Annotated in this window: 23 protein-coding genes; all 23 read left to right on the top strand. The window is 34.7% G+C overall.

Annotated elements, in window-relative coordinates; all coding sequences use genetic code 11:
- Positions 1-14: 14 nt before the first annotated feature.
- Entirely contained in the window at positions 15-995 is a 981-nt protein-coding gene (gene miaA / locus C7390_RS00925; RefSeq protein WP_116443415.1) for a tRNA (adenosine(37)-N6)-dimethylallyltransferase MiaA, read from the top strand.
- A gap of 29 nt (positions 996-1,024) precedes the next feature.
- Positions 1,025-2,302 (top strand): methionine gamma-lyase family protein, encoded by a 1,278-nt coding sequence (locus C7390_RS00920; protein WP_022501789.1) that lies wholly within the window; start codon positions 1,025-1,027, stop codon positions 2,300-2,302.
- Positions 2,303-2,435: 133 nt separating this feature from the next.
- Positions 2,436-2,708 (top strand): DUF4321 domain-containing protein, encoded by a 273-nt coding sequence (locus C7390_RS00915; RefSeq protein ID WP_022501788.1) that lies wholly within the window; start codon positions 2,436-2,438, stop codon positions 2,706-2,708.
- Positions 2,709-2,730: 22 nt separating this feature from the next.
- On the top strand, positions 2,731-3,432 hold the full coding sequence (radC, locus tag C7390_RS00910; RefSeq protein WP_055306594.1) for a RadC family protein: 702 nt from the start codon (positions 2,731-2,733) through the stop codon (positions 3,430-3,432).
- Between the two features lie 28 nt (positions 3,433-3,460).
- Positions 3,461-4,480 (top strand): rod shape-determining protein, encoded by a 1,020-nt coding sequence (locus C7390_RS00905; RefSeq protein ID WP_055174709.1) that lies wholly within the window; start codon positions 3,461-3,463, stop codon positions 4,478-4,480.
- An 11-nt stretch (positions 4,481-4,491) separates the two neighbouring features.
- Positions 4,492-5,334 (top strand): rod shape-determining protein MreC, encoded by an 843-nt coding sequence (mreC, locus tag C7390_RS00900; protein ID WP_022501785.1) that lies wholly within the window; start codon positions 4,492-4,494, stop codon positions 5,332-5,334.
- Positions 5,335-5,351: 17 nt separating this feature from the next.
- Positions 5,352-5,885, top strand: a complete 534-nt coding sequence (gene mreD, locus C7390_RS00895) for a rod shape-determining protein MreD (protein ID WP_022501784.1) — start codon at positions 5,352-5,354, stop codon at positions 5,883-5,885.
- On the top strand, positions 5,869-8,703 hold the full coding sequence (locus tag C7390_RS00890; protein WP_022501783.1) for a penicillin-binding transpeptidase domain-containing protein: 2,835 nt from the start codon (positions 5,869-5,871) through the stop codon (positions 8,701-8,703). Before mreD ends, C7390_RS00890 begins: the two co-directional genes overlap by 17 nt.
- 33 nt (positions 8,704-8,736) lie before the next feature.
- Complete coding sequence (minC, locus tag C7390_RS00885; protein ID WP_022501782.1) at positions 8,737-9,528, top strand: septum site-determining protein MinC; 792 nt, start codon at positions 8,737-8,739, stop codon at positions 9,526-9,528.
- Positions 9,529-9,666: 138 nt separating this feature from the next.
- Positions 9,667-10,479, top strand: coding sequence for a septum site-determining protein MinD (gene minD / locus C7390_RS00880; RefSeq protein WP_022501781.1), 813 nt, complete (start codon positions 9,667-9,669; stop codon positions 10,477-10,479).
- A 53-nt stretch (positions 10,480-10,532) separates the two neighbouring features.
- Positions 10,533-10,808 carry a cell division topological specificity factor MinE gene (gene minE / locus C7390_RS00875; RefSeq protein WP_022501780.1) on the top strand — a complete coding sequence of 92 codons (276 nt, stop codon included), beginning with the start codon at positions 10,533-10,535 and terminating at the stop codon, positions 10,806-10,808.
- A gap of 40 nt (positions 10,809-10,848) precedes the next feature.
- The gene (locus C7390_RS00870) at positions 10,849-12,009 is read left to right on the top strand and encodes an FtsW/RodA/SpoVE family cell cycle protein (protein ID WP_022501779.1); all 1,161 of its coding nucleotides are present in this window, start codon (positions 10,849-10,851) and stop codon (positions 12,007-12,009) included.
- A gap of 88 nt (positions 12,010-12,097) precedes the next feature.
- Positions 12,098-12,493, top strand: a complete 396-nt coding sequence (locus tag C7390_RS00865) for a methylglyoxal synthase (protein WP_022501778.1) — start codon at positions 12,098-12,100, stop codon at positions 12,491-12,493.
- Positions 12,494-12,577: 84 nt separating this feature from the next.
- Entirely contained in the window at positions 12,578-13,963 is a 1,386-nt protein-coding gene (locus C7390_RS00860; RefSeq protein ID WP_116443414.1) for an HlyD family efflux transporter periplasmic adaptor subunit, read from the top strand.
- Between the two features lie 18 nt (positions 13,964-13,981).
- On the top strand, positions 13,982-14,698 hold the full coding sequence (locus C7390_RS00855) for a YggS family pyridoxal phosphate-dependent enzyme (protein WP_318295451.1): 717 nt from the start codon (positions 13,982-13,984) through the stop codon (positions 14,696-14,698).
- Between the two features lie 89 nt (positions 14,699-14,787).
- Entirely contained in the window at positions 14,788-15,297 is a 510-nt protein-coding gene (locus tag C7390_RS00850; RefSeq protein WP_116443413.1) for a cell division protein SepF, read from the top strand.
- Between the two features lie 112 nt (positions 15,298-15,409).
- The gene (gene aroB / locus C7390_RS00845; RefSeq protein ID WP_116443412.1) at positions 15,410-16,507 is read left to right on the top strand and encodes a 3-dehydroquinate synthase; all 1,098 of its coding nucleotides are present in this window, start codon (positions 15,410-15,412) and stop codon (positions 16,505-16,507) included.
- 156 nt (positions 16,508-16,663) lie between these two features.
- Positions 16,664-17,224: a signal peptidase II gene (lspA, locus tag C7390_RS00840; RefSeq protein ID WP_022501773.1), complete on the top strand. Its 561-nt coding sequence runs from the start codon at positions 16,664-16,666 to the stop codon at positions 17,222-17,224.
- Positions 17,225-17,281: 57 nt separating this feature from the next.
- Positions 17,282-18,250, top strand: coding sequence for an RluA family pseudouridine synthase (locus C7390_RS00835; protein ID WP_022501772.1), 969 nt, complete (start codon positions 17,282-17,284; stop codon positions 18,248-18,250).
- A gap of 114 nt (positions 18,251-18,364) precedes the next feature.
- Positions 18,365-18,895, top strand: coding sequence for a hypothetical protein (locus C7390_RS00830; RefSeq protein WP_022501771.1), 531 nt, complete (start codon positions 18,365-18,367; stop codon positions 18,893-18,895).
- A gap of 133 nt (positions 18,896-19,028) precedes the next feature.
- Positions 19,029-19,664, top strand: coding sequence for a cytidylate kinase-like family protein (locus tag C7390_RS00825; protein WP_022501770.1), 636 nt, complete (start codon positions 19,029-19,031; stop codon positions 19,662-19,664).
- Positions 19,665-19,669: 5 nt separating this feature from the next.
- Entirely contained in the window at positions 19,670-20,368 is a 699-nt protein-coding gene (locus C7390_RS00820; protein ID WP_022501769.1) for a L,D-transpeptidase, read from the top strand.
- Positions 20,369-20,522: 154 nt separating this feature from the next.
- Positions 20,523-22,046 carry a sodium/proline symporter gene (locus C7390_RS00815; RefSeq protein ID WP_090140005.1) on the top strand — a complete coding sequence of 508 codons (1,524 nt, stop codon included), beginning with the start codon at positions 20,523-20,525 and terminating at the stop codon, positions 22,044-22,046.
- The last annotated feature ends 12 nt before the right edge of the window (positions 22,047-22,058 follow it).

The raw sequence follows: 22,058 nt of genomic DNA, 5'->3' as shown, positions 1-22,058 counted from the left end.
AAGGGGAATAGTGTATGTGTAAACAACCTTTAATTATACTTACAGGGCCAACTGCTGTCGGAAAGACTTCTCTTTCTATAAAGCTTGCAAAAAAGATTGGGGCACAGATAATAAGTGCAGACTCTATGCAGGTATACAGGCATATGGACATAGGAACTGCTAAGATTACATCTTCTGAAATGCAAGGCGTAAAGCATTATCTTATAGACGAGATAGAACCTACAGAGGAGTTTAATGTCACAATATTTAAAGAAAAAGCACTAAAGGCTATAGAACAGATAAGAAATGACGGCTATATACCTATGATTGTAGGTGGTACAGGATTTTATATACAGGCTTTATTGTATGATATAGAATTTCAAGACAATGATGCGGATACATCTTACAGGCAGGAACTGTACCAGCTTGAGAAAGAAAAAGGTGCTATGTATCTTTATGAGATGTTAAAAAATGTAGACCCTAAATCAGCGGAGAGCATACATTACAGAAATGTAAAGAGAGTTGTAAGGGCACTGGAATATTACAAGCAGACTGGCAACAGAATATCTGAACACAACGAGGAGCAGAGAAAAAAAGATTCACCATATAATTATAAATATTTTGTTCTCAATGACATAAGGGATAATCTTTATGAGAGGATTAATAAAAGAGTTGATATTATGTTCGATGATGGTCTTATTGATGAAATGCAGTTGCTTACCAAAATGGGCATAGGCAGGGATAATACTTCTATGCAGGGCATAGGCTATAAAGAAATTCTTGATTACTGGGATACCTCAGGTAAGCCTTATGGAAGCACTATTGATGAAAATGGTATCGCCTTATTAAAGGAACAGATTAAAGGTGATACAAGACATTTTGCAAAAAGACAGCTTACGTGGTTCAGGAGAGAAAAAGTTATTGACTGGATTAATATTAACGAATATGATTATGATTGCGTTAAAATTATGGATTATATGCTTGATAAGCTTAAAGATAGTGGTATTATTAAGTAATGCAAAATTAACAATCAGGGAGAAAGATAATGAAGGAAATGTATTGCGGACAGCTTGGAATTGATGAAGCTGTATACAATTATGGCAATAATGTACTTGAAAATTTAAAGGAACGATTTGAAGCTATTGATGAAGTGGCTGAGTATAACCAGTTAAAGGTTATAGCGGCTATGCAGAAGAACAGGGTCGCTGAGATGCACCTTTCAGGTACTAGCGGATATGGATATAATGATGAGGGAAGAGATACTCTTGAGAGAGTATATGCAGATATATTCAAGACAGAGGACGCACTTGTAAGACCACAGATTATATGTGGAACACATGCTTTAAATGTAGCTATCTCATCTAATTTAAGACCAGGTGATGAGCTTTTATCGCCAGTTGGCAAGCCATATGATACTATGGATGAGATTATAGGAATAAGACCATCAAAGGGAAGTCTTGCAGAATACAATATATCATACAGACAGGTTGATCTGTTAGATGACGGAAGCTTTGATTATGATGGAATAAGAAAAGCTATTAATGAAAAGACTAAGCTTGTTACTATACAGCGTTCTAAGGGTTACGCAACGCGTCCGACATTATCTGTTGAAAGAATTGGCGAGCTTATACATTTTATTAAAGATATCAAACCAGACGTTATATGTATGGTAGATAACTGTTATGGTGAATTTGTTGAGAAGATTGAACCATCAGAAGTCGGTGCGGATATGGTTGTCGGTTCACTTATTAAAAATCCAGGTGGCGGACTTGCACCTTGTGGAGGATATATAGCAGGAAGAAAAGACTGCATTGAACAGGCAGCTTACAGATTATCTTCACCGGGTCTTGGAAAAGAGGTTGGTGCAACAATTGGTGTCAACAAAGATTTCTATCAGGGATTATTCCTTGCACCAACTGTAGTTGCCGGTGCACTTAAGGGCGCTGTATTTGCAGCAAATGTATATGAAAAGGCTGGATTTAAGTGCGTCCCTGATGCCACAGAGGAAAGATATGACATTATTCAGGCAGTTGAGTTAAAATCAGAGGAAGGTCTTATAGCTTTCTGTAAGGGTATTCAGGCAGCAGCACCAGTTGACAGCTTTGTAACACCTGAGCCTTGGGCAATGCCAGGTTATGATTCAGATGTTATTATGGCAGCAGGTGCATTTGTACAGGGGTCATCAATAGAACTTAGTGCGGATGGTCCTGTAAAAGAACCATATGCTGTATATTTCCAGGGTGGTCTTACATGGTACCACGCTAAGCTTGGAATTATGATGAGTATGCAGAAAATGTATGAAAAAGGGCTTCTTAAGATTTAGTAATTGTGTTATACTACATTAGTCAGTTTTTTAATAATATTATAATATATTGAATAGTTAATATTGTATTCTTATAAAAAAGTTGATAAAATGTTAGCGTATTATTAATATTAATACGCAAGAATGGAGGAATATGAGTAGTATTTCCAAGTACAAGAATGGCTGGTTTCTTATACTGTTCATTCTTATAGGTATTGTGCTGGGTGGGCTTATAGCTGAGATAACATCGGGCATACCAGCACTTAGCTGGCTTTCATATGGCCAGTCATTTGGGGCGGGACTTATGGAGAGTCCTGTTATTCTTAATCTGGGATTTATTGTTCTTACATTTTCAATTCAGATTAAGATAACAATTGCCAGTATTATTGGCGTTATACTCGCAATTGTTATATATAAATTTATTTAGGGTAAATCTTATCTAAGATTTTATGAATGACAATTTAATATGTGACAAAGATTGTATTAAAGACTTAAGACCATACGAGAAATGTATATCACTGGGTGAACAGTCGCTTACTGATACAGAACTTATTGCAGCGATAATAAAGACTGGTGTATCAGGAAAGCCTGCGGGAGAGCTTGCAAAGGATATTCTTGACAAGTCCCATAACAAAGGATTGTTAGGACTATTTGATATGTCTATTGATGAACTTATGGATATCAAGGGAATAGGGCTTGCGAAGGCGGCACAGTTAAAGTGTATCTGTGAGTTGTCAAGAAGACTTGCCAAGCAGTCAGCAGGGAAAAGACTGGATTTTTCATCGCCATATGCTATTGCTGAGTATTATATGCAGGATATGAGACATTTAACCAAAGAACGTCTTGTTCTTGTAATGCTTGACAGCAGGCTTAATCTTATTAAGGACAGTGTTATATCAATAGGAACGGTGAACAGCTCACTTGTTTCAGTTAAAGAGGTGTTTAGTGAAGCTTGTAAGAACAAAGCGGTAAGCATAGTTCTTATTCACAACCACCCAAGCGGTGATCCAGCACCAAGTCCGCAGGATATAAGTGTTACAGAGCAGATAAGAAAGGCGGGTCTTATTCTTGGAATACATCTGATAGATCATATAATTATTGGAGATAATAATTTCACAAGTCTTAATGAATGTGGTTATTTGAGACAATAGAATTGTTGCTACAGGAAAGGAAGAAAATATGTCTAACGTATATGGAATTGATATTGGTACAAGTAATTTTAAAATGTGCTGTAAAGAAAAAGATACAATATTAAATGAGAAGAACATTATAGCCATTGCTAATAAGAAAGACCTTTTAGCATTTGGTGATGAAGCATATGAAATGTATGAGAAAGCACCAGAGAATATTGATGTTTCGTTCCCGGTTAAGTTTGGTGTGATTGCAGATATTGAGAATATGCAGACTTTACTTCTTAATTTCTTTAATAAGGTTAATGGAGATAAGAAGAATACAGGCAATAATGATTTCTATATTGCAGTTCCTACTGATGTTACTGAAGTAGAAAAGAGAGCATTTTATGAACTTGTTGCTGATTCAAAAGTTAAAGCCAAGAATATATATATCGTTGATAAGCCAGTTGCAGATGCAATCGGTGCAGGTCTTGATGTAACTAAGTCAAGAGGTATTATGATGGTTAATATCGGTGCAGAGACAACAGAAATCTCTGTATTGTCATTAGGTGGTATTGTAATAAGCAAGTCAATCAAGATTGGTGGTAATAAGCTTGATGACTGCATTATCAATAATGTTAAAAAGGTATACAATCTTGTAATAGGAAGCAAGACAGCAGAAAGCTTAAAGAAGGAACTTGGAAGTGCGGTAAAGGTTGAAGAAACATTTGCACTCGGCTTTGGACGTAATGTACTTTCAGGACTTCCTGTAAGCGTAGATGTATCATCAGATGTTGTCTATAATGCGATTGTTGATGCACTTCACTCAATTATGGATGCAATCAAAGTTATACTTGAGAGAACTCCACCAGAACTTGCAGCTGATATTATTAAGAATGGTGTATATGTATCAGGTGGTACATCACAGATTAACAATCTTGAACAGTTTATAAAGCAGGAGACTAATCTTAATGTTAATATCGTAGACCAGCCTTCTGAAAGTGTTGTAAGAGGTCTTATAGGAGTAGTAAATAACCCACAGTTTTCTAAGGTTGCATATACTCCACAAGATAAAAATTATGATTAAGGACAGGTAATATGAGAAAAAAATTATCTTCATATATGACATCAAGATACATTCTTATTGCAGTGACGGTTGTATGTATAATATTTGTTTCAACAAGCTTCTTTACAGATAGTCTTGTAGCACCTTTAAGAAATGCTGTTTCTATGGTTGTTGTTCCGTTGCAGAAGGGAATGAATAATCTTGGACTTTGGACCTATGATAAAGTTACTACTTTACAGGAAATCTCAGTTGTATTAGACGAGAATAATGAGTTAAAGAACCAGATAGATAATCTGACAGAAGAGAACAACCAGTTAAGACAGGATTCCTATGAACTTACACGTCTTAGAGAGCTATATAAGCTTGACGAGAAGTATCCGGGCTATACTAAAGTAGGTGCAAGAGTTATCGGTGTTACAACAGATAACTGGTCTAAGGCATTTAAAGTAGATAAAGGCCTTGATGACGGAATTAAGAAAGATATGAATGTTATTGCAAGTGGTGGCCTTGTTGGAATAGTTGCTGAGGTAGGAAAGAATTATTCCATAGTCAAGACAATTATTGAAGATAATAATTCAGTAAGTGGAATGTTAATAGATACTAATGATACCTGTATAGTTGAGGGAGATATTGAGCTTTCTGACAGTGGTCTTGTACATCTTAACCATATTAAGGCTGATATAACAGTAAGAAATGGTGATAAGATAGTTACTTCCAATATCAGCGACAAATATCTTCAGGGAATTCTTATAGGATATGCAAAGGATGTAACAGCGGACTCTAATAATCTGACACAGTCAGGTTATCTTGTCCCAGCAGTTGATTTTAATAATCTTCAAGAGGTACTTATTATAACGGAAATGAAAAATCAGTGATTTAAAGCAGGAGTGTTATGAAAAGGAAAGTTGCAGAAATAATTTTAATATTATTATTTTATCTGATACAGGTTACATTTGGCAATGCTATCGGAATAGGTGGCATTACACCTAATCTGCTTATAATACTGCCGGTGCTGTTTGGCTTTTTTAAAGGCAGGAATGAAGGAATGTTAGTAGGCTTCTTATCAGGTGTTATGTATGATCTTTTCTTTTCTTCACTGTTTGGATTTTCAGCATTGGTTTTTGTATACATAGGATATTTTTCGGGAATATTTTATAAAGAATATGAGAAGGTTGAAGTCCTTATTCCATTGGCAATGATAATGGCATCTGATTTTGTTTTTGAATTTTTATCATATATAGGCAATTTCTTATTACACAACAGGCTGAATGTAGACTTCTTTTTAAGAAGATTTATTATGCCGGAGGTTGTGTATACATTAGTTGTAGCATTGGTATTGTATTATCCTTTGATGAAGTTCGATTCAATATTAGATATTCAATGGAAGAAAAGGAAAAAAGGTATATTAGATGAAGGAAGTATTTGAGTATATATTAAGTCTTTTCAAATCAAGAATTTTTCCACTTATATTGGTATTTGCCATATTGGTAGGCGTGCTTATTAACAGGCTGTTTGGATTGCAGATAATCAATGGAGAGTCTTATGTAAAAGATTTATCAAGTTCTATACAGAAAGATATGAGCGTTGCGGCGACAAGAGGAAGAATATTCGACAAGAATGGTGTGCTTCTTGCTTATAATGACCTTGCATATGCCGTAAGAATAAGTGACAGCGGTAAATATAACAATAACGCAGAGAAGAATGAAAAGCTTAATGCTTCAATAGATAAGACACTTGATATTATTGAGGCAAAGGGAGATACATATTCTAATGATTTTCCTATTGTATATGAAGACGGACAGTATGTATTCAATATAAAGGATAATGAACTTTTAAGATTTTTAAGGGATATATATGGCAAACGTTCAATAAGTGAGCTTAGTGATGAAGAAAGAAATGTAACAGCACAGGAGCTTTTCAGACAGTTATGTGAAAAGTATGAGGTTGTTGTTGCGTCTGATAGTTCAAAAAATCAGGCAACGGTTCTTTCATCAACAGTTAGTTTCCTTAAATCACAGGGGTATATGGTAGAAGCAGCAGGTTTTTCTGTTGACCATGCACTTATGATTGTTAATTTAAGAAGATATATGTCTGCTAATTCATATAACAGATACATTTCTTTTACAATTGCCAATGAGGTATCAGATGAAACTGTTGCGGCAATACTTGAGAGTTCAGATGATCTGACAGGTGTTACAGTAGAAGAACAATATATAAGAAGATATGTGGACAGTGTATACTGCTCACAGATATTAGGATACACAGGTACAGTATCTACAAGCGAGTTAGAAACACTTGGAGATAAGTACGACAGTAACGATACTGTAGGTAAGAGTGGTATTGAGAAGAGTATGGAATCCGTGCTTTCAGGTACTAAGGGTGAACGACAGGTTTATGTAGATACAGTAGGACGAATTACAGAGGTACTTGGTGAGACAGACCCAGAGACTGGCAATGATGTGTACCTTACAATCGATATTAATCTTCAGAAAAATCTATATAATGCAATTGAGGACAGACTTGTACAGATACTTCTTACTTATATGACAAGTGGTGATACCAAGTATTCATATACTTCTAACGGAAGTGTAGATACTGTATACATTCTTGCTAAAGAAGTATATTTTGCACTTATTGATAACAATATTGTGTCAATAAAGCATATCGCTGAACAGAGTACAGACACGGAGGCACAGGTTTATTCAGCTTTTCTTTCAAAACAGGACAGTACAATGGACTGGATACGAAGTGAGTTAGCTGACGGTGATACACCTTATGGAAAGCTCAGCGAAGAACAGCAGCTTTATATATGGTATGTGTATACAAGCCTTAAAGACAGAGGGGTATTTAATACATCTAATGTCGATACAACAGATGATGTATATAAGGACTGGACACAGGCAGATGGAACAAGTCTTAAAGAACTTCTGACACACGGAATAGCTAAGAATTGGATTAATCTTAATGTTTTCTCTACTGAACAGTACACAAGTTTACAAGAATCATATGATGCACTTCTTGATTATATTGATGGATATTTAAGGGAAGATACTTCATTTTATAAGAAAATGTATAAATATATGATTAATTCTGGTTCTATATCAGGAAGACAGGTATGTATGCTTTTGTATGAACAGGGAGTGCTTGATATGAATTCTGAGAATTCAAGATATTCAGCATTAGCAGCAGGAAGCCTTGGAGCATATGATTTTATGACATATGCGATATCTAATAAAATAATAACTCCTGCCCAGCTTGCATTAGAACCTTGTTCAGCATCTGCTGTTGTAACAAATCCTAAGAATGGTGATATCATAGCAATGGTATCTTATCCAAGCTATGATAATAACAAGCTGTCAGGAAGCGTTGATGCCAAGTATTTCAACAGTCTTATTAATGATAAGGCAAGTCCTATGTTAAACAGGGCAACACAGTCATTTACTGCACCCGGTTCAACATACAAGCCATGCACAACTATAGCAGGTATGGATACAGGTATAATATCATCTGGAACTACATTTTATTGTTCTGGTTCATTTGATAAAGTAACACCATCACCAAAATGCTGGAGATTATCAGGACATGGTGGCGAAGTGGCTGCAACAGCAATAAGAGATTCCTGTAATGTATTCTTCTATAATGTAGGTTATAATCTTGCGTGCAGTAAGAATGGCAATTATAACAGTACTTACGGAACAACTATATTACAGAAATACTCAGACCTTTTGGGTTTATCGACTAAAGCAGGTGTTGAAATTGAGGAAAGTGAGCCAATGGCTTCTAATACTAACTCAGTTGCTTCAGCTATCGGTCAGGGTAACCACAAATACAGTACATTAAACCTTGCAAGATATGTAACAACTATAGCTACATCAGGAACCTGCTATAATCTTACACTAGTAGATAAGATTACAGATTCTGATGGTAATCTTATTGAAGATAATCACGCTGATGTTGATCATCAGGTTGAACTAAGCAGTAATATATGGAGTACAGTACACGAGGGTATGATGCTCGCAGGTAATTCATATTCAACAATAGCCAAGCTTGGTTTAAAGATTGCAGCTAAGTCAGGTACTGCACAGGAAAATACTAACGAACCGGACCATTCATTACTTGTAACATATTCTCCATACGATGATCCGCAGATATGTGTATCAGTATGTATCCAGCATGGATACTCATCAACAACATCTATGGATTTGACAGCAGATGTGTATAAGATATATTATGGAATGGAATAGTTATAAATAATATTAAATAAGGGGTGAAGATAGTTGGATAACTCAGTAGTAATCAAGGGAAGTAAGAATGGAATTACTGTTAAACTCGATGATAATCTTGGATTTGACGAGCTCAAAGACAGAATAAGAACCAAATTTGCGGCGTCAGCCAAATTCTTTGAAAAAGCCAATCTTGCATTATCACTTGAAGGAAGAAATCTTACTGACAACGAGGAGCAGGAAATTCTTGATATTATATCTGAGGAGTCGGATATTAACATTGTGTGTCTGATGGAACACAACAAGGATAAAGATGAAGTGTACGCAAGAGCAATCGCCAAGGTTGCCGGAGATGGCATATTGCCAGATGTACCATATGATAATACAAATGAAGAGGTTATGCACAGCCGTGTATTTTCCAGTGCCAGCATAGATGATGTATCGACAGATAATACACTTACACAGCCATTATGCCAGTTCTATAAAGGAACATTAAGATCAGGACAAGTTCTTGAAACAGAGAGTAGTGTAGTAATACTTGGAGATGTTAATCCGGGTGGCAAGGTTATAGCGTGTGGCAATGTTATCGTATTAGGAAGCTTAAGAGGCAATATATATGCAGGTGCCAATGGCAATGAGAATGCATTTGTTGTTGCTCTTGATATGGATCCTATGCAGATTAAGATTGCAGATGTTATAGCCAGAAGTTCAGATGCTCCTGTTGTTATAAAGAAGAGATTAAAGAGTAAGGTCAAAGGCGTACAGCCTAAGATAGCATATGTATTTGAAGGCAATATATATGTTGAAGATTTTGCACAGGATGTACTTGAAGATATTCATTTATAAATTTGAATGTGTAAACAGGTTTATTTTAGAATAAATGTTCATAAATTCAAAAAAAGTCTTGATTTAATGAGCAAAATTACGCATAATTATTTTATTGTGTATTTATTTACTTAGTATATTAATTTTGGAGGAAATAAAATGAGTGAAGTTATTGTTGTTACGTCAGGAAAAGGCGGCGTAGGTAAGACTACAACTACAGCTAATATAGGTACTGGTCTTGCTAAGCTTGGAAAAAAGGTTGTTATGATTGATACAGATACAGGCCTTAGAAACCTTGATGTAGTACTTGGACTTGAGAATAGAATTGTATACAATCTTGTAGATGTTGTAGAGGGTAACTGTCGTTTAAAGCAGGCTATGATTACAGATAAGAGATGTCCTTATCTGTATCTTCTTCCAACAGCACAGACAAGGGATAAGTCAGCTATTTCACCTGAACAGATGATTAAGCTTGTAGATGAGATTAAAGCAGATCCAGAGAACTTTGATTACATATTACTTGATTGCCCAGCCGGTATTGAGCAGGGCTTCCAGAATGCCATAGTTGCAGCTGACAGAGCTTTAGTTGTAACTACTCCAGAAGTCTCAGCTATCCGTGATGCTGACAGAATTGTAGGTTTATTAGATGCTAATGGCTTAAAAGACCGCGAGGATTTAATTGTCAACAGAATAAGAATGGATATGGTCAACAGAGGTGAGATGATGTCAATCGCAGATGTCAACGACATTTTACAGCTCAATGTAATAGGTGCTGTTCCAGATGATGAGAATATTGTAGTTGCTACTAACAAGGGGCAGCCTTTAGTAGGTGACAGCAGTATGGCTGGACAGGCATATATGAATATATGTCATAGAATTCTCGGTGAAGATGTACCTTTCCTTGATCTTAATGGCAAGGGTGGATTCTTTAAGAAGTTATCATCACTCTTTAAGGGTGATAAAAAGAACTAAGACCATTTCAGGCCTTAAGTATATGAGCCATATATGGCAGAATGGAAGAAGATATGAGTTTACTTGATTTATTTAAGAAGAAGGGTTCTGGTGATGTAGCAAAAGACAGACTTAAGCTTTTGCTCGTATCTGACAGGGCTAATTGCTCTCCTGAAGTTATGGAAATGATAAAGAATGACATAATTAAAGTTATTTCAAAATACATGGTAATAGATGCAGAAGGACTTGATATCCAGATAACATCTACAGAATCAGAAGGTGATAATGGTTCTGTACCTGCAATCTATGCTAATATTCCAATTAAGGATATGAGAAATAGTGACAAATAATCACGTGTAATCAAATAAGGATTATTGTGGTGGAGAATTTATGTTTAAAAAATATAAACTAAGATCGTATAATTTCAGGCTTATTGCTTTGATAACAATTACCTGTATATATGCGTTAATGGTTGTAAACAGTGCTAATTCAAGTTATACCATAAAGCAGGGTGCTGGTATGGCTGTAGCATATTTAATGATGATTTTTATATCATTTGTTGATTACAAATTTATAACTAAATATTACTGGCTTTGGTATGCAATAGGCAATATACTGCTTGTTCTTGTACTGCTTATAGGTAAATCAAGCCACGGTGCGAAAAGATGGCTTGGCATAGGTACATCTTTTCAGATACAGCCTTCAGAGTTTATGAAGCTTATTATAGCCATATTCTTAGCTAAGGTAATATCTATGTATAAGGACAGGCTTAATACGTGGAAGTTTCTTGTCATAATTGCACTTGTACTTTTAGTTCCTATACTGCTTATAGTTAAAGAACCAGATTTATCTACCACTGTTATGGTTGTTCTTATAGTAGTTACTATTATATTCTGTGCAGGGATAAGTTATAAGATAATTGGTATGGTGCTGCTTGTTGTAGTTCCACTTATAGCAGCATTTCTTGTATACATTATTGCTACACCGGATCCTATATTTATGGAACAATATCAGAGAAATCGTATTGTCGATTTCATATACGGAAGTGATTCTACTGATGGAACGGTAAGTGCTGGTGTATATCAGCAGAATTATGCGGTTCAGGCAATAGGTTCAGGACAGTTATCAGGTAAAGGCCTTAATAATGAAGATCCATCTTCACTTAAGAATGCCGGATATATAGCAGAAGCACAGAATGACTTTATATTTGCGGTTATAGGTGAAGAACTTGGATTTGTAGGCTGCTTAATTACAATTTTTTTGTTGTTTACTATCGTAATAGAGTGTATAATTACAGCAGTAAGGGCTAAGGACTTAGAAGGGCGGCTGATATGCTGCGGTGTAGCGGCGTATATAGCATTCCAGACGTTTATTAATATAGGCGTTGTTACAAAGCTTCTGCCTAATACAGGTTTGCCACTTCCATTTTTTAGTTGTGGTGTAACATCACTTGTTAATTTATTTGCGGCAATGGGAATTGTGTTGAATATCAATCTGCAAAGAAATGTCGACAGAGATGATGAGATATTTGCAGATGATTTCCGTGGATAATAGATAAGTATTAAAGATATTGGCTGTAACAAGCCATAGCATTAAAATGCAATCTTGATAAAATAACAGCATAAGATAGGGGGTTCTTATGAACATTGGTTTAATAGCACATAATTCAAAGAAGAAATTAATGCAGAATTTCTGTATTGCATACAAAGGAATTCTAAACAAGAATCAGTTATTTGCGACGGGTACAACAGGAAGACTTGTAGAAGAAGTTACTAATCTTTCTATACACAAGTTCCTTGCAGGACATCTTGGTGGTGACCAGCAGCTTTGTGCCCAGATTGAGCATAATCAGCTTGATCTTGTCATTTTCCTAAGAGATGTGGAATCACCAAATCTTCATGAACCAGATTCTAATAATATATGTATGCTGTGTGATATGTATAATATTCCATTAGCAACTAATCTTGCCACAGCAGAATTATTGATTAAGTCGCTGGAAAGAGGCGATATGGAATGGAGAGAAATATATCAATAATCAGTGAGAATTATTAAAATATAAGCTGCCGTTTGAACAAGAACGGTAGCTTTTGATGTATTATTAATGATTAAGGGAGGAGTTATGCCAGGTAATAAAGTAGTCAGGTATAAAAGAAGACCACGGGCTGTGGCATTTATATTTGCCCTTGTACTTATTTATATAATATGTTTTTTTGTGTTGTATACAACCAAAGCAAAGGTTCAGACATATGAAGTTAACGTAGGTTCATTAACGAATAATGCTGTATTTACAGCGTTAGCAGTAAGAGAGGAAAGTGTATACAATTCGCCTTATTCTGGCAATGTCAATTATTACCAGCGGGAAGGGACGAGAGTTAAGAAGGGTGATACCATTTATACTGTCGATGAAACCGGCAGGGTATCAGAGATACTTTCTTCATATAACAAATTAGGTGAGAATTCACTTTCAGAGAAGAATTTATCAGATATTAAGACGACACTCAATAATTATAAGACTGATTATGATGGAAGTGATTTTACATATGTATATGACCTGAAATCAGACCTTAATGTGACTGTATTACAGTCTATTAATGAAAATGTTGTTGCTAACCTTGATTCTATTGTAGAGAATACAGGAAGCCAGAACCTTTTCCAGACAGTAACAGCTGAAAGCAATGGTATTGTTGTATATGCGGTTGACGGATATGAACAGATTAATGACAACAATGTAACAACTAATCATTTCAATAAAGATAACTATAATAAGAATAATTTAAAAGGTGAATCACTTATTGTATCAGGTAATCCTGCTTATAAGATAGTTACAAGTGAAGACTGGTATATGCTTATCAGGTTATCTAAAGATGATATTGATGAGTATGGACTGGCTTCTAAGAAAAGCCTTAATATTAAGATTAAGAAAGATAATATGACAGTAAAATGTGGTTTTTCTATTATAGAGAAGAGCGATGGCTATTATGGAAAGTTATCACTAGACAGCTATATGATAAGATATGCACAGGAAAGATTTCTTGATATTGAGCTTGTTACAACTGGTAAGAGTGGTATGAAGATACCTGTGTCAGCAGTTACAGAAAATGAATTCTACGAAATTCCAAGGTCTTACCTTACAAAAGGTGGTAACAGCAGTAATCAGGGATTTATATGTGAGAAATATGATAATGGTAATCTTATAACTACATTTGTTGAAGCAGATATATACAAGCTTACTGATGATTATGTGTATGTAAGCAAGTCAGACTGGGAATCAGGAATTGCGGTTGTAATGCCAGACTCTGCATCAAGGTATGTTATCGGGGCAACGAAGAAGTTAAAAGGTGTATATTGTGTTAATACCGGATATACAATATTCTGTCCGGTTGAGATTATTGATGAGAATAATGAATATTATATTGTCAAGCAAAATCTTACACACGGAATATCAGTGTATGACCGAATTATATTAGACGCATTGAAATACCAGCCAAATGAAATGATATATTAATCAGAATGGAGAATTGCTATGTTGGATAATCATAATGAAATGCTAAAATCTAATTATGAAGCTGTTAAGAAGAATATTAAAGCAGCTTGCGAGAGGAGCGGACGTGATAAGAGTGAAGTGTGCCTTATTGCAGTAAGCAAGACTAAGCCACAGGAAGATATAATGCAGATATATGAATGTGGTGAACACCAGTTTGGAGAGAATTATGTTCAGGAAATGGTAGATAAAGTTGATGCGCTTCCTAAAGATATAGTATGGCATATGATAGGACATTTACAGCGTAATAAAGTTAAATATGTTGTTGGCAGGGCTTCTATGATTCATTCGGTTGATTCATTAAGATTAGCAGAGGCTATTAATCAGGAGGCTGTTAAAAAAGGGATTGTAGCTGACATTTTAATTGAAGTAAATGTTGCAGGCGAACTTAATAAATTTGGTTTTAAACCAGAAGAAGTTGAAGCGTTTGTTAGAGCAATTAGTGGATTTAGTGGAATTAGAGTCCGTGGATTGATGACAAGTGCTCCATATGTAGAAAATCCCGAAGATAATAGGTGTTATTTCAGACAATTAAAGCAATTATGTGTTGACATTAATGCTAAAAACATTGATAATATCAATATGGATGTGCTTTCAATGGGTATGACTAATGATTATGTTATAGCTGTTGAAGAAGGTGCTACTCATATAAGAGTTGGTACTGCTATATTCGGACATAGAGATTATGGTAATGCGTAAGATAAAGACATATGTGTGTTGATACAGAAGGATAAGATTTTTAGTTACTATAATTAATGTAATATTATAATATATTAGGGAGAGATGTTATGAGTTTTGTTGATGGATTTTTGAATCTTTTCAAGGTTCAGGATGATGAATTTGATGATGATTACGATTACGATGAAGAGTTTGATGATGACGAAGATGATGATAAGCCTTCAGCAAGAAAGAAGCTTTTTTCAGGTTCTAAGAAGTCAGATGATGAAGATACATCAACTTCATTTACAATGAGCGACAAGCCTAAGAACTCAAGAGGAAAGGTTGTTCCAATTAAGCAGACAGCGAGAGGTCTTGAAGTAGTTGTTATCAGACCAGAGTCTATGGAAGATGCAAGTGAGATAACAGATACGCTTTTAAGTGGTAAGGCTGTTGTACTTAATCTTGAAGGAATTCACGTTGAGATTGCACAGAGAATAATTGATTACTCAGCAGGCTCATGTTATTCGATAAGAGGTAATTTACAGAAGATTACCAATTACATATTCCTTGTTACACCTCCTAATGTGGATATTTCAGGAGATATTCCTGAGATAGTAGATAGTAGCTGGTGGTATTGATCTTACATCATTTAAGAATGATACAAAGTTCTAGATAATTTATATTACTGCCACTCTTTGGTTTGCAAGGAGTGGCAGTTTAGTTATTACTAAGATTAGATTGGAGAATATTATGTCTAAGTGTATTAATGTTAAATACGAAGGAAAGCCTTTATATAATATTGTTATTGAACAGAGCTTCGATAAGTTAGCAGAAGAATTTGATAAGTTAGGAGTTACAGGAAGAAAACTCTGTATTGTGTCTGACAGCAATGTTGCACCTTTATATGCGAAGTATGTAGAGGATCAGTTATCAAAGACTGGCAATAAGGTATTTACATATGTATTTGAAGCTGGCGAGGCTAACAAGAATCTTGATACAGTTGAAGATGTCTATGAGTTTCTTATTAAGAACCATTTTGATAGAAAAGATATGCTTGTAGCACTTGGCGGTGGTGTTGTTGGAGATTTAACTGGATTTACAGCAGCTACATATCTTAGAGGAATAAGCTTTATACAGGTTCCCACATCGCTTCTTGCACAGGTTGATTCAAGTATTGGTGGAAAGACAGGTGTTGATTTCAGAGCATACAAGAATATGGTAGGAGCATTTTACCAGCCTAAGCTTGTATATATGAATATATCAGTGCTTAAGAGCCTCTCAGACAGATTATTCAATTCCGGTTTTGGTGAAATAATCAAGCACGGTCTTATTAAAGATGCCGCATATTATAAATGGTTAAGAGATAATATAAGCAACATTAAGAACCGGAATTCAGATGCCTTAGAGCAGATGATATATGTAAGCTGCAATATAAAGAGAGAAGTTGTAGAAAAAGATCCTAAAGAAAAAGGCGACAGGGCACTTCTTAATTATGGACATACATTAGGACACGCAATAGAGAAACTTATGAATTTTAAACTCTATCACGGTGAATGTGTTACACTTGGAATGATTGCTGCATTAAGAATATCAGTCAACAGAGGCGATATTGATGAGGGGGCTTATAATGATGCAATAGATATGTTCAAGTTATATGATTTCCCGCTTAATGTAACAGGAATTACAGCAGAAGATGTTGTCAAAGTATCAAAGAGTGATAAGAAAATGGATGCAGGCAAGATTAAATTCATTCTTTTAAAAGAAATCGGTAATGCTTATATTGACTATGATGTGACAGATGAGGAGATGCTTGCAGCATTAAAAGATGTTATTTTATGTAATAGGTAATTTCAATAAAACACCATATTACATAAAAATACTATGTGACGATGATACACACTTGCACGAAGCTTTGGTTTGACGCTAACGACCGTGCTTGGCGTGGGAATGTGCAAAGCACATTCTGTTTTATAAAGAGAACATAATAATTGGAGAATAGAGTATATGTCAGATACAGATATTATCAACACAGCACAGCAGGATTTTAACTGCATTAGTAAGAAAAGACGAATATTAAGCCTTGTCTTATATATTGTTATAACAGCAGTGCTTACGCAGATAGACCAGATAACTAAGTATATAGCTGAACAAAGGTTGTACAATAAGCCGGATTTTGTAATTATTAAAGATGTTCTTCATCTTACATATCTTAGAAATAACGGAAGTGCATTTGGAATGTTTAGCGGGAAAATTAATGCCTTTCTGGTGCTTACAGTAATTATGATATGTTTAATTACATACGTAGTTCTTAAGACACCATTAATCAGGAAATATATACCTGTATACATAACCTGTATTTTACTTGCTGCTGGAGCTATAGGAAACTTTATAGACAGGGTGAGATTGGGATATGTGCGTGATTTTATATATTTCAAAATAATTAATTTTCCAGTATTTAATATAGCAGATTGTTATGTTACAGTGTCAGTTATTATATTTATAATACTTATTCTTTTTGTATATAAGAATGAAGATGATTTTGCGTTCTTATCTTTAAAGAAATAAGCAGGGCAATATATTAATTATATGAATCTTGGATTATTATTAGAATTGAGGAATAGAATGCAGAATACTATGGTTGACGAAATAATAAATACGGATAAAGAAAATTTGCTGGAAGATACTACATTTATTGTAGATATTGATGATAAGAATACACGAATTGACAAGTATCTTTCTGATGAACTGGCAGATGTATCGCGTTCAAGAATACAGAAGCTGCTTGATGAGGGGATGATTACTGTCAATAATAACAAAGTCAAATCCAATTATAAGGTTGCGGCTGATGATATTATAAATGTACATATTCCTGAGCTTGTAGTTCCTGAAATTGTTCCTGAGGATATTCCGCTTGATATAGTGTATGAAGATGACGACATAATAGTTATTAATAAGCCAAAAGGTATGGTTGTACATCCAGCTGCAGGGCACTATAGTGGAACGCTTGTTAATGCCCTGATGTATCATTGCCGTGATAATCTATCGGGAATTAATGGTGTATTAAGACCGGGAATAGTTCACAGAATTGATATGAATACAACAGGTGTTATCGTTGCCTGCAAGAATGATTATGCACATAATTTTATTGCGCAGCAGTTAAGTGTTCATTCTATTACAAGAAAATATTATGCTATAGTACATAATCAATTTAATAACACTGAGGGTGTTGTAGATGCTCCGATTGGCCGCAATCCATCAGATAGAAAGAAGATGGCAGTTGATAAAAAGAATGGTAAAAGGGCAGTAACGCATTATAGGGTATTAGAACAATTTGGCAAATTCAGCTACATTGAATGTCAGTTAGAAACCGGACGGACACATCAGATAAGAGTTCATATGGCAAGCATAGGACATCCGCTGCTTGGAGATGATGTATATGGAAGCGGCAAATCTCCATTTAATCTGTGTGGACAGACCTTGCACGCAGGTGTTCTTGGCTTTATACATCCGACAACCAAAGAGTATGTGGAATATAGTGCAGATTTGCCAGAATATTTTCAAAAGGTTATTAGCCGGTTAAGGAACAGTTAAGTCATATTATACAGAAGCAGATAACAGTATATAATTATTTATATAGTAAATATCAAGTATTGTCTGGGCACTTCAATATGACAGATATCAGGATTTATAGCAGGTAGTAGGATTATGAGAAGGAAAGAGTTTATTGATACTATATTAAATGGTATTTCGGATACATTTGATATATATCATAATTATTGGTTTAACAATAGAAAATTTGTCATATACGCATATAATTACAAGAACAGGGATAAGTTCTCGACAACTGATTCTGCAAAATTATGGGATATGAAATGTTTTGAGCATTTATTCTTTATTAACAGTGATTCACTTGATGAAGAACAGTTAAAGGATCTTGTTAAGTTCACGATTGAGCAGATAGAACCGCATTTTGTCCGTAATGATAACAAACTTCCTTGTAAAAATCATATGTATTCGTATATTTCATTTATAATTATTACAAGAAATAAGCCTGATGATAATGTAAAGCTTATGATAGAGAAGACTAACATTGTAAAGAAATATATGTTTGGAGCAAGAGGGTACAGTAATATCCGCCTGGTCTGTGTTACCCCAAGCCAGTTCAGCGTTATTTCCAACCGATATGGCAAAGAAATATCCGATTATCTTAAGAAGATGATGTCCAGCGGTTATTAATAAATATCAAAAATATTGTGTAAAATGAATGAATTTTGCATAAAATAGCTGGATTTTATATACAATTTAATGTATAATACAACTAAATCAAAGAGCTGTTTGAAATATTTAGGTAACCGGGAGGTAATGTATTATGGATGAAAGAACAGTAATTACAATAGGTCGTGAATTTGGTAGTGGCGGACACGAGATAGGAATGAAGCTTGCTGAGAAGTTAGGAATTAAATGTTATGATAAGGAACTTCTTCAGGTTGCTGCAAAGGAAAGTGGATTGTGTGAGGAGTTATTTGCCTCTCAGGATGAAAAGCCTACTAACAGTTTCCTTTATTCTTTGGTTATGGATACATATTCACTTGGTTATTCTAATTCATATGTTGATATGCCAATTAATCACAAAGTATTCTTGGCACAGTTTGATGCAATAAAGAAGCTTGCAGCTAAAGAGTCTTGTGTGATTGTTGGACGTTGTGCAGACTATGCACTTGAAGATGATCCATTTGCAGTAAGTGTATGGATTAAAGCAAGTCTTGATGAAAGAATTAAGAGAATTAAGAAGTTATATGAACTAAATGATTCTAAGGCTGCTGATCTTATACAGAAGACAGATAAGAAGAGAGCAAGCTACTACAATTATTATTCAAGTAAGAAGTGGGGCGAAGCTAAGAGCTATGATTTATGTATAGATAGTGGTCTTGTAGGAATTGATGGAGCTATTGAGCTTATATTAAAGTTCATAGAACTTAAAGAGAAAAATCAGAATAATGGTTAATTGATATGGAAATTCGTGGTTATAAGCGCATAAAGAAGAAAGATATTAAAAGATGGTTCAAAGGCAGTAATTTAATAGTATATGTTTTAATTTTACTGTTGCTTTTATTGATATTGTTGTTTGCATTTAAGACGATAGTCAGTATGCATAATGATAATGTATCATCAGATAGTGATGAGTCTGCAGATACAACAGAGGAAGATACCGGTTCAACAACAGAGGAGTCTGCATATATAGCAAAGAACCAGTCGTATAAGATTAGAATTAATGTCAGCAGGAACATTGCTATTATATACAGTATAGGTTCTAATAATGGGTTCGATAATGTTGTGAAGGCTTTTTATGTATCTGTTAACAGTAATATTAATACGGGTGATACATTTATATCAGAGAAGGCTGAGTGGCGTAAGCTTGATATTACTGGATATGGTCATTATAGTACAAGACTTAATAATTCAGAATATATATGTTCATCTGCATATTTTACCAAGACAGTTGGTAATATGAATATAGATGAATATAATAAAATGGGAACAAGTGCTTCAAGCGGTTCAATCTATATGACACCTGCCGATGCCAAATGGATATATAATAACTGCGGTGTTAATACACGGGTGCAGATAGAGAATGATTTCGATATCCCTTCTTCAGTTAATATAACAGAATTTAAAAAATATAACTATGTTGATAAACTCGAAGAATAAATATGAGTATCATATAATTTGTCTTAATATAAAGATGAATTATATGATACTTTTTTTGTGACAATTTTTGACTAAAGGTCATAATTTGTGATATACTTTATAAGTTATTATAAAAATTACATAAATTAACAAAAATTAACAAAGGGAGAAAATTATGTCACAGATTATTATTATGGCAACGATAATTATATATCTTGCCGCAGTTGTGTACATTGGTGTTCTATGTTCAAAGAAGAACAACGCTGTTGATGATTTTTATCTTGGTGGACGAAAGTTAGGACCATTTGTTACAGCTATGAGTGCAGAAGCGTCTGATATGAGTAGCTGGCTTTTAATGGGACTGCCAGGACTTGCTTATCTTACAGGTGTTGCGGATGCAGCATGGACAGCTATAGGTCTTGCAATAGGAACATATGTGAACTGGCTGATTGTAGCTAAAAGAATACGTAAATATACACAAGCATATGATTCATTTACAATTCCTGATTTCTTTTCAAAGAGATTTGGAGATGATAAGAGAATATTAACATTAATAGCTGCTATAGTTATTGTAGTATTCTTTATTCCATATACAGCTTCAGGATTTGCCGCCTGTGGTAAGCTGTTTTCAAGTCTTTTTGGATTTAATTATTTAACAGCAATGATAATAAGTGCAATTGTCATTGTTGCATATTGTACATTAGGTGGCTTCCTTGCCGCTAGTATGACAGATTTAATTCAAAGTATAGTTATGACAATAGCACTAGTTGTAGTTGTTGTATATGGTGTTAATGTTGCAGGTGGCTTTGATATGGTTATGGAAAATTCCAAAGCACTTCCAGGATATCTTGGATTATTTGATACATATTCAGCAGCGACTAATTCAGCAGAGCCTTACAGCCTGCTTAAAATTGCATCTATGTTAGCGTGGGGACTTGGATACTTTGGTATGCCACATGTATTATTGAGATTTATGGCTATAGAGGACGAAGAAAAGCTTAAATTATCAAGAAGAGTTGCTTCTATATGGGTAGTTATTTCTTTATCTGTAGCTGTATTTATTGGTATTGTTGGTCTTAGTATGACTAAGGCAGGTGCTATTGAAACACTTACAGGAAGTAACTCTGAGACGATAATTGTAAAAATAGCACATTTATTATCTACACACGGAGTTGCCACAGCCATAATTGCTGGTGTTATATTAGCAGGAATTCTTGCAGCGACAATGTCTACAGCAGATTCACAGTTACTAGCAGCAGCTTCAAGTATTTCACAGAATATACTTACAGATGTGTTCCATATTAAAATATCTAAAAAGGCATCTATGAATGTAGCTAGAATTACAGTTGTAATTATATCTGTAATTTCAATTATTCTTGCATCAAATCCGGACAGTTCTGTATTTGAAATTGTATCATTTGCATGGGCTGGATTTGGAGCTACATTTGGACCTGTTGTATTATGTGCATTATTCTGGAAAAAAGCTAATAAATATGGAATTACTGCTGGAATGATATCTGGTGGAATTATGATATTCGTATGGAAATATGGAATATCTAAGCTTGGAGGAATATTCTCAATATATGAATTGCTTCCAGCATTCATTGTTGCATTACTTGTTATACTTATTGTAAGTTATGCAACAGGCGGTCCATCAAAGGAAGTTATTGAAAAGTTTGAAGAAGTTAAAAATAAGTAATTAGATATAATA

Origin of the sequence: Bacteroides galacturonicus, assembly GCF_003096855.1 — a bacterium.
In the GTDB taxonomy this organism is placed as follows: domain Bacteria; phylum Bacillota; class Clostridia; order Lachnospirales; family Lachnospiraceae; genus Lachnospira; species Lachnospira rogosae.
This window is presented reverse-complemented; position numbering and strand designations above follow the sequence as displayed.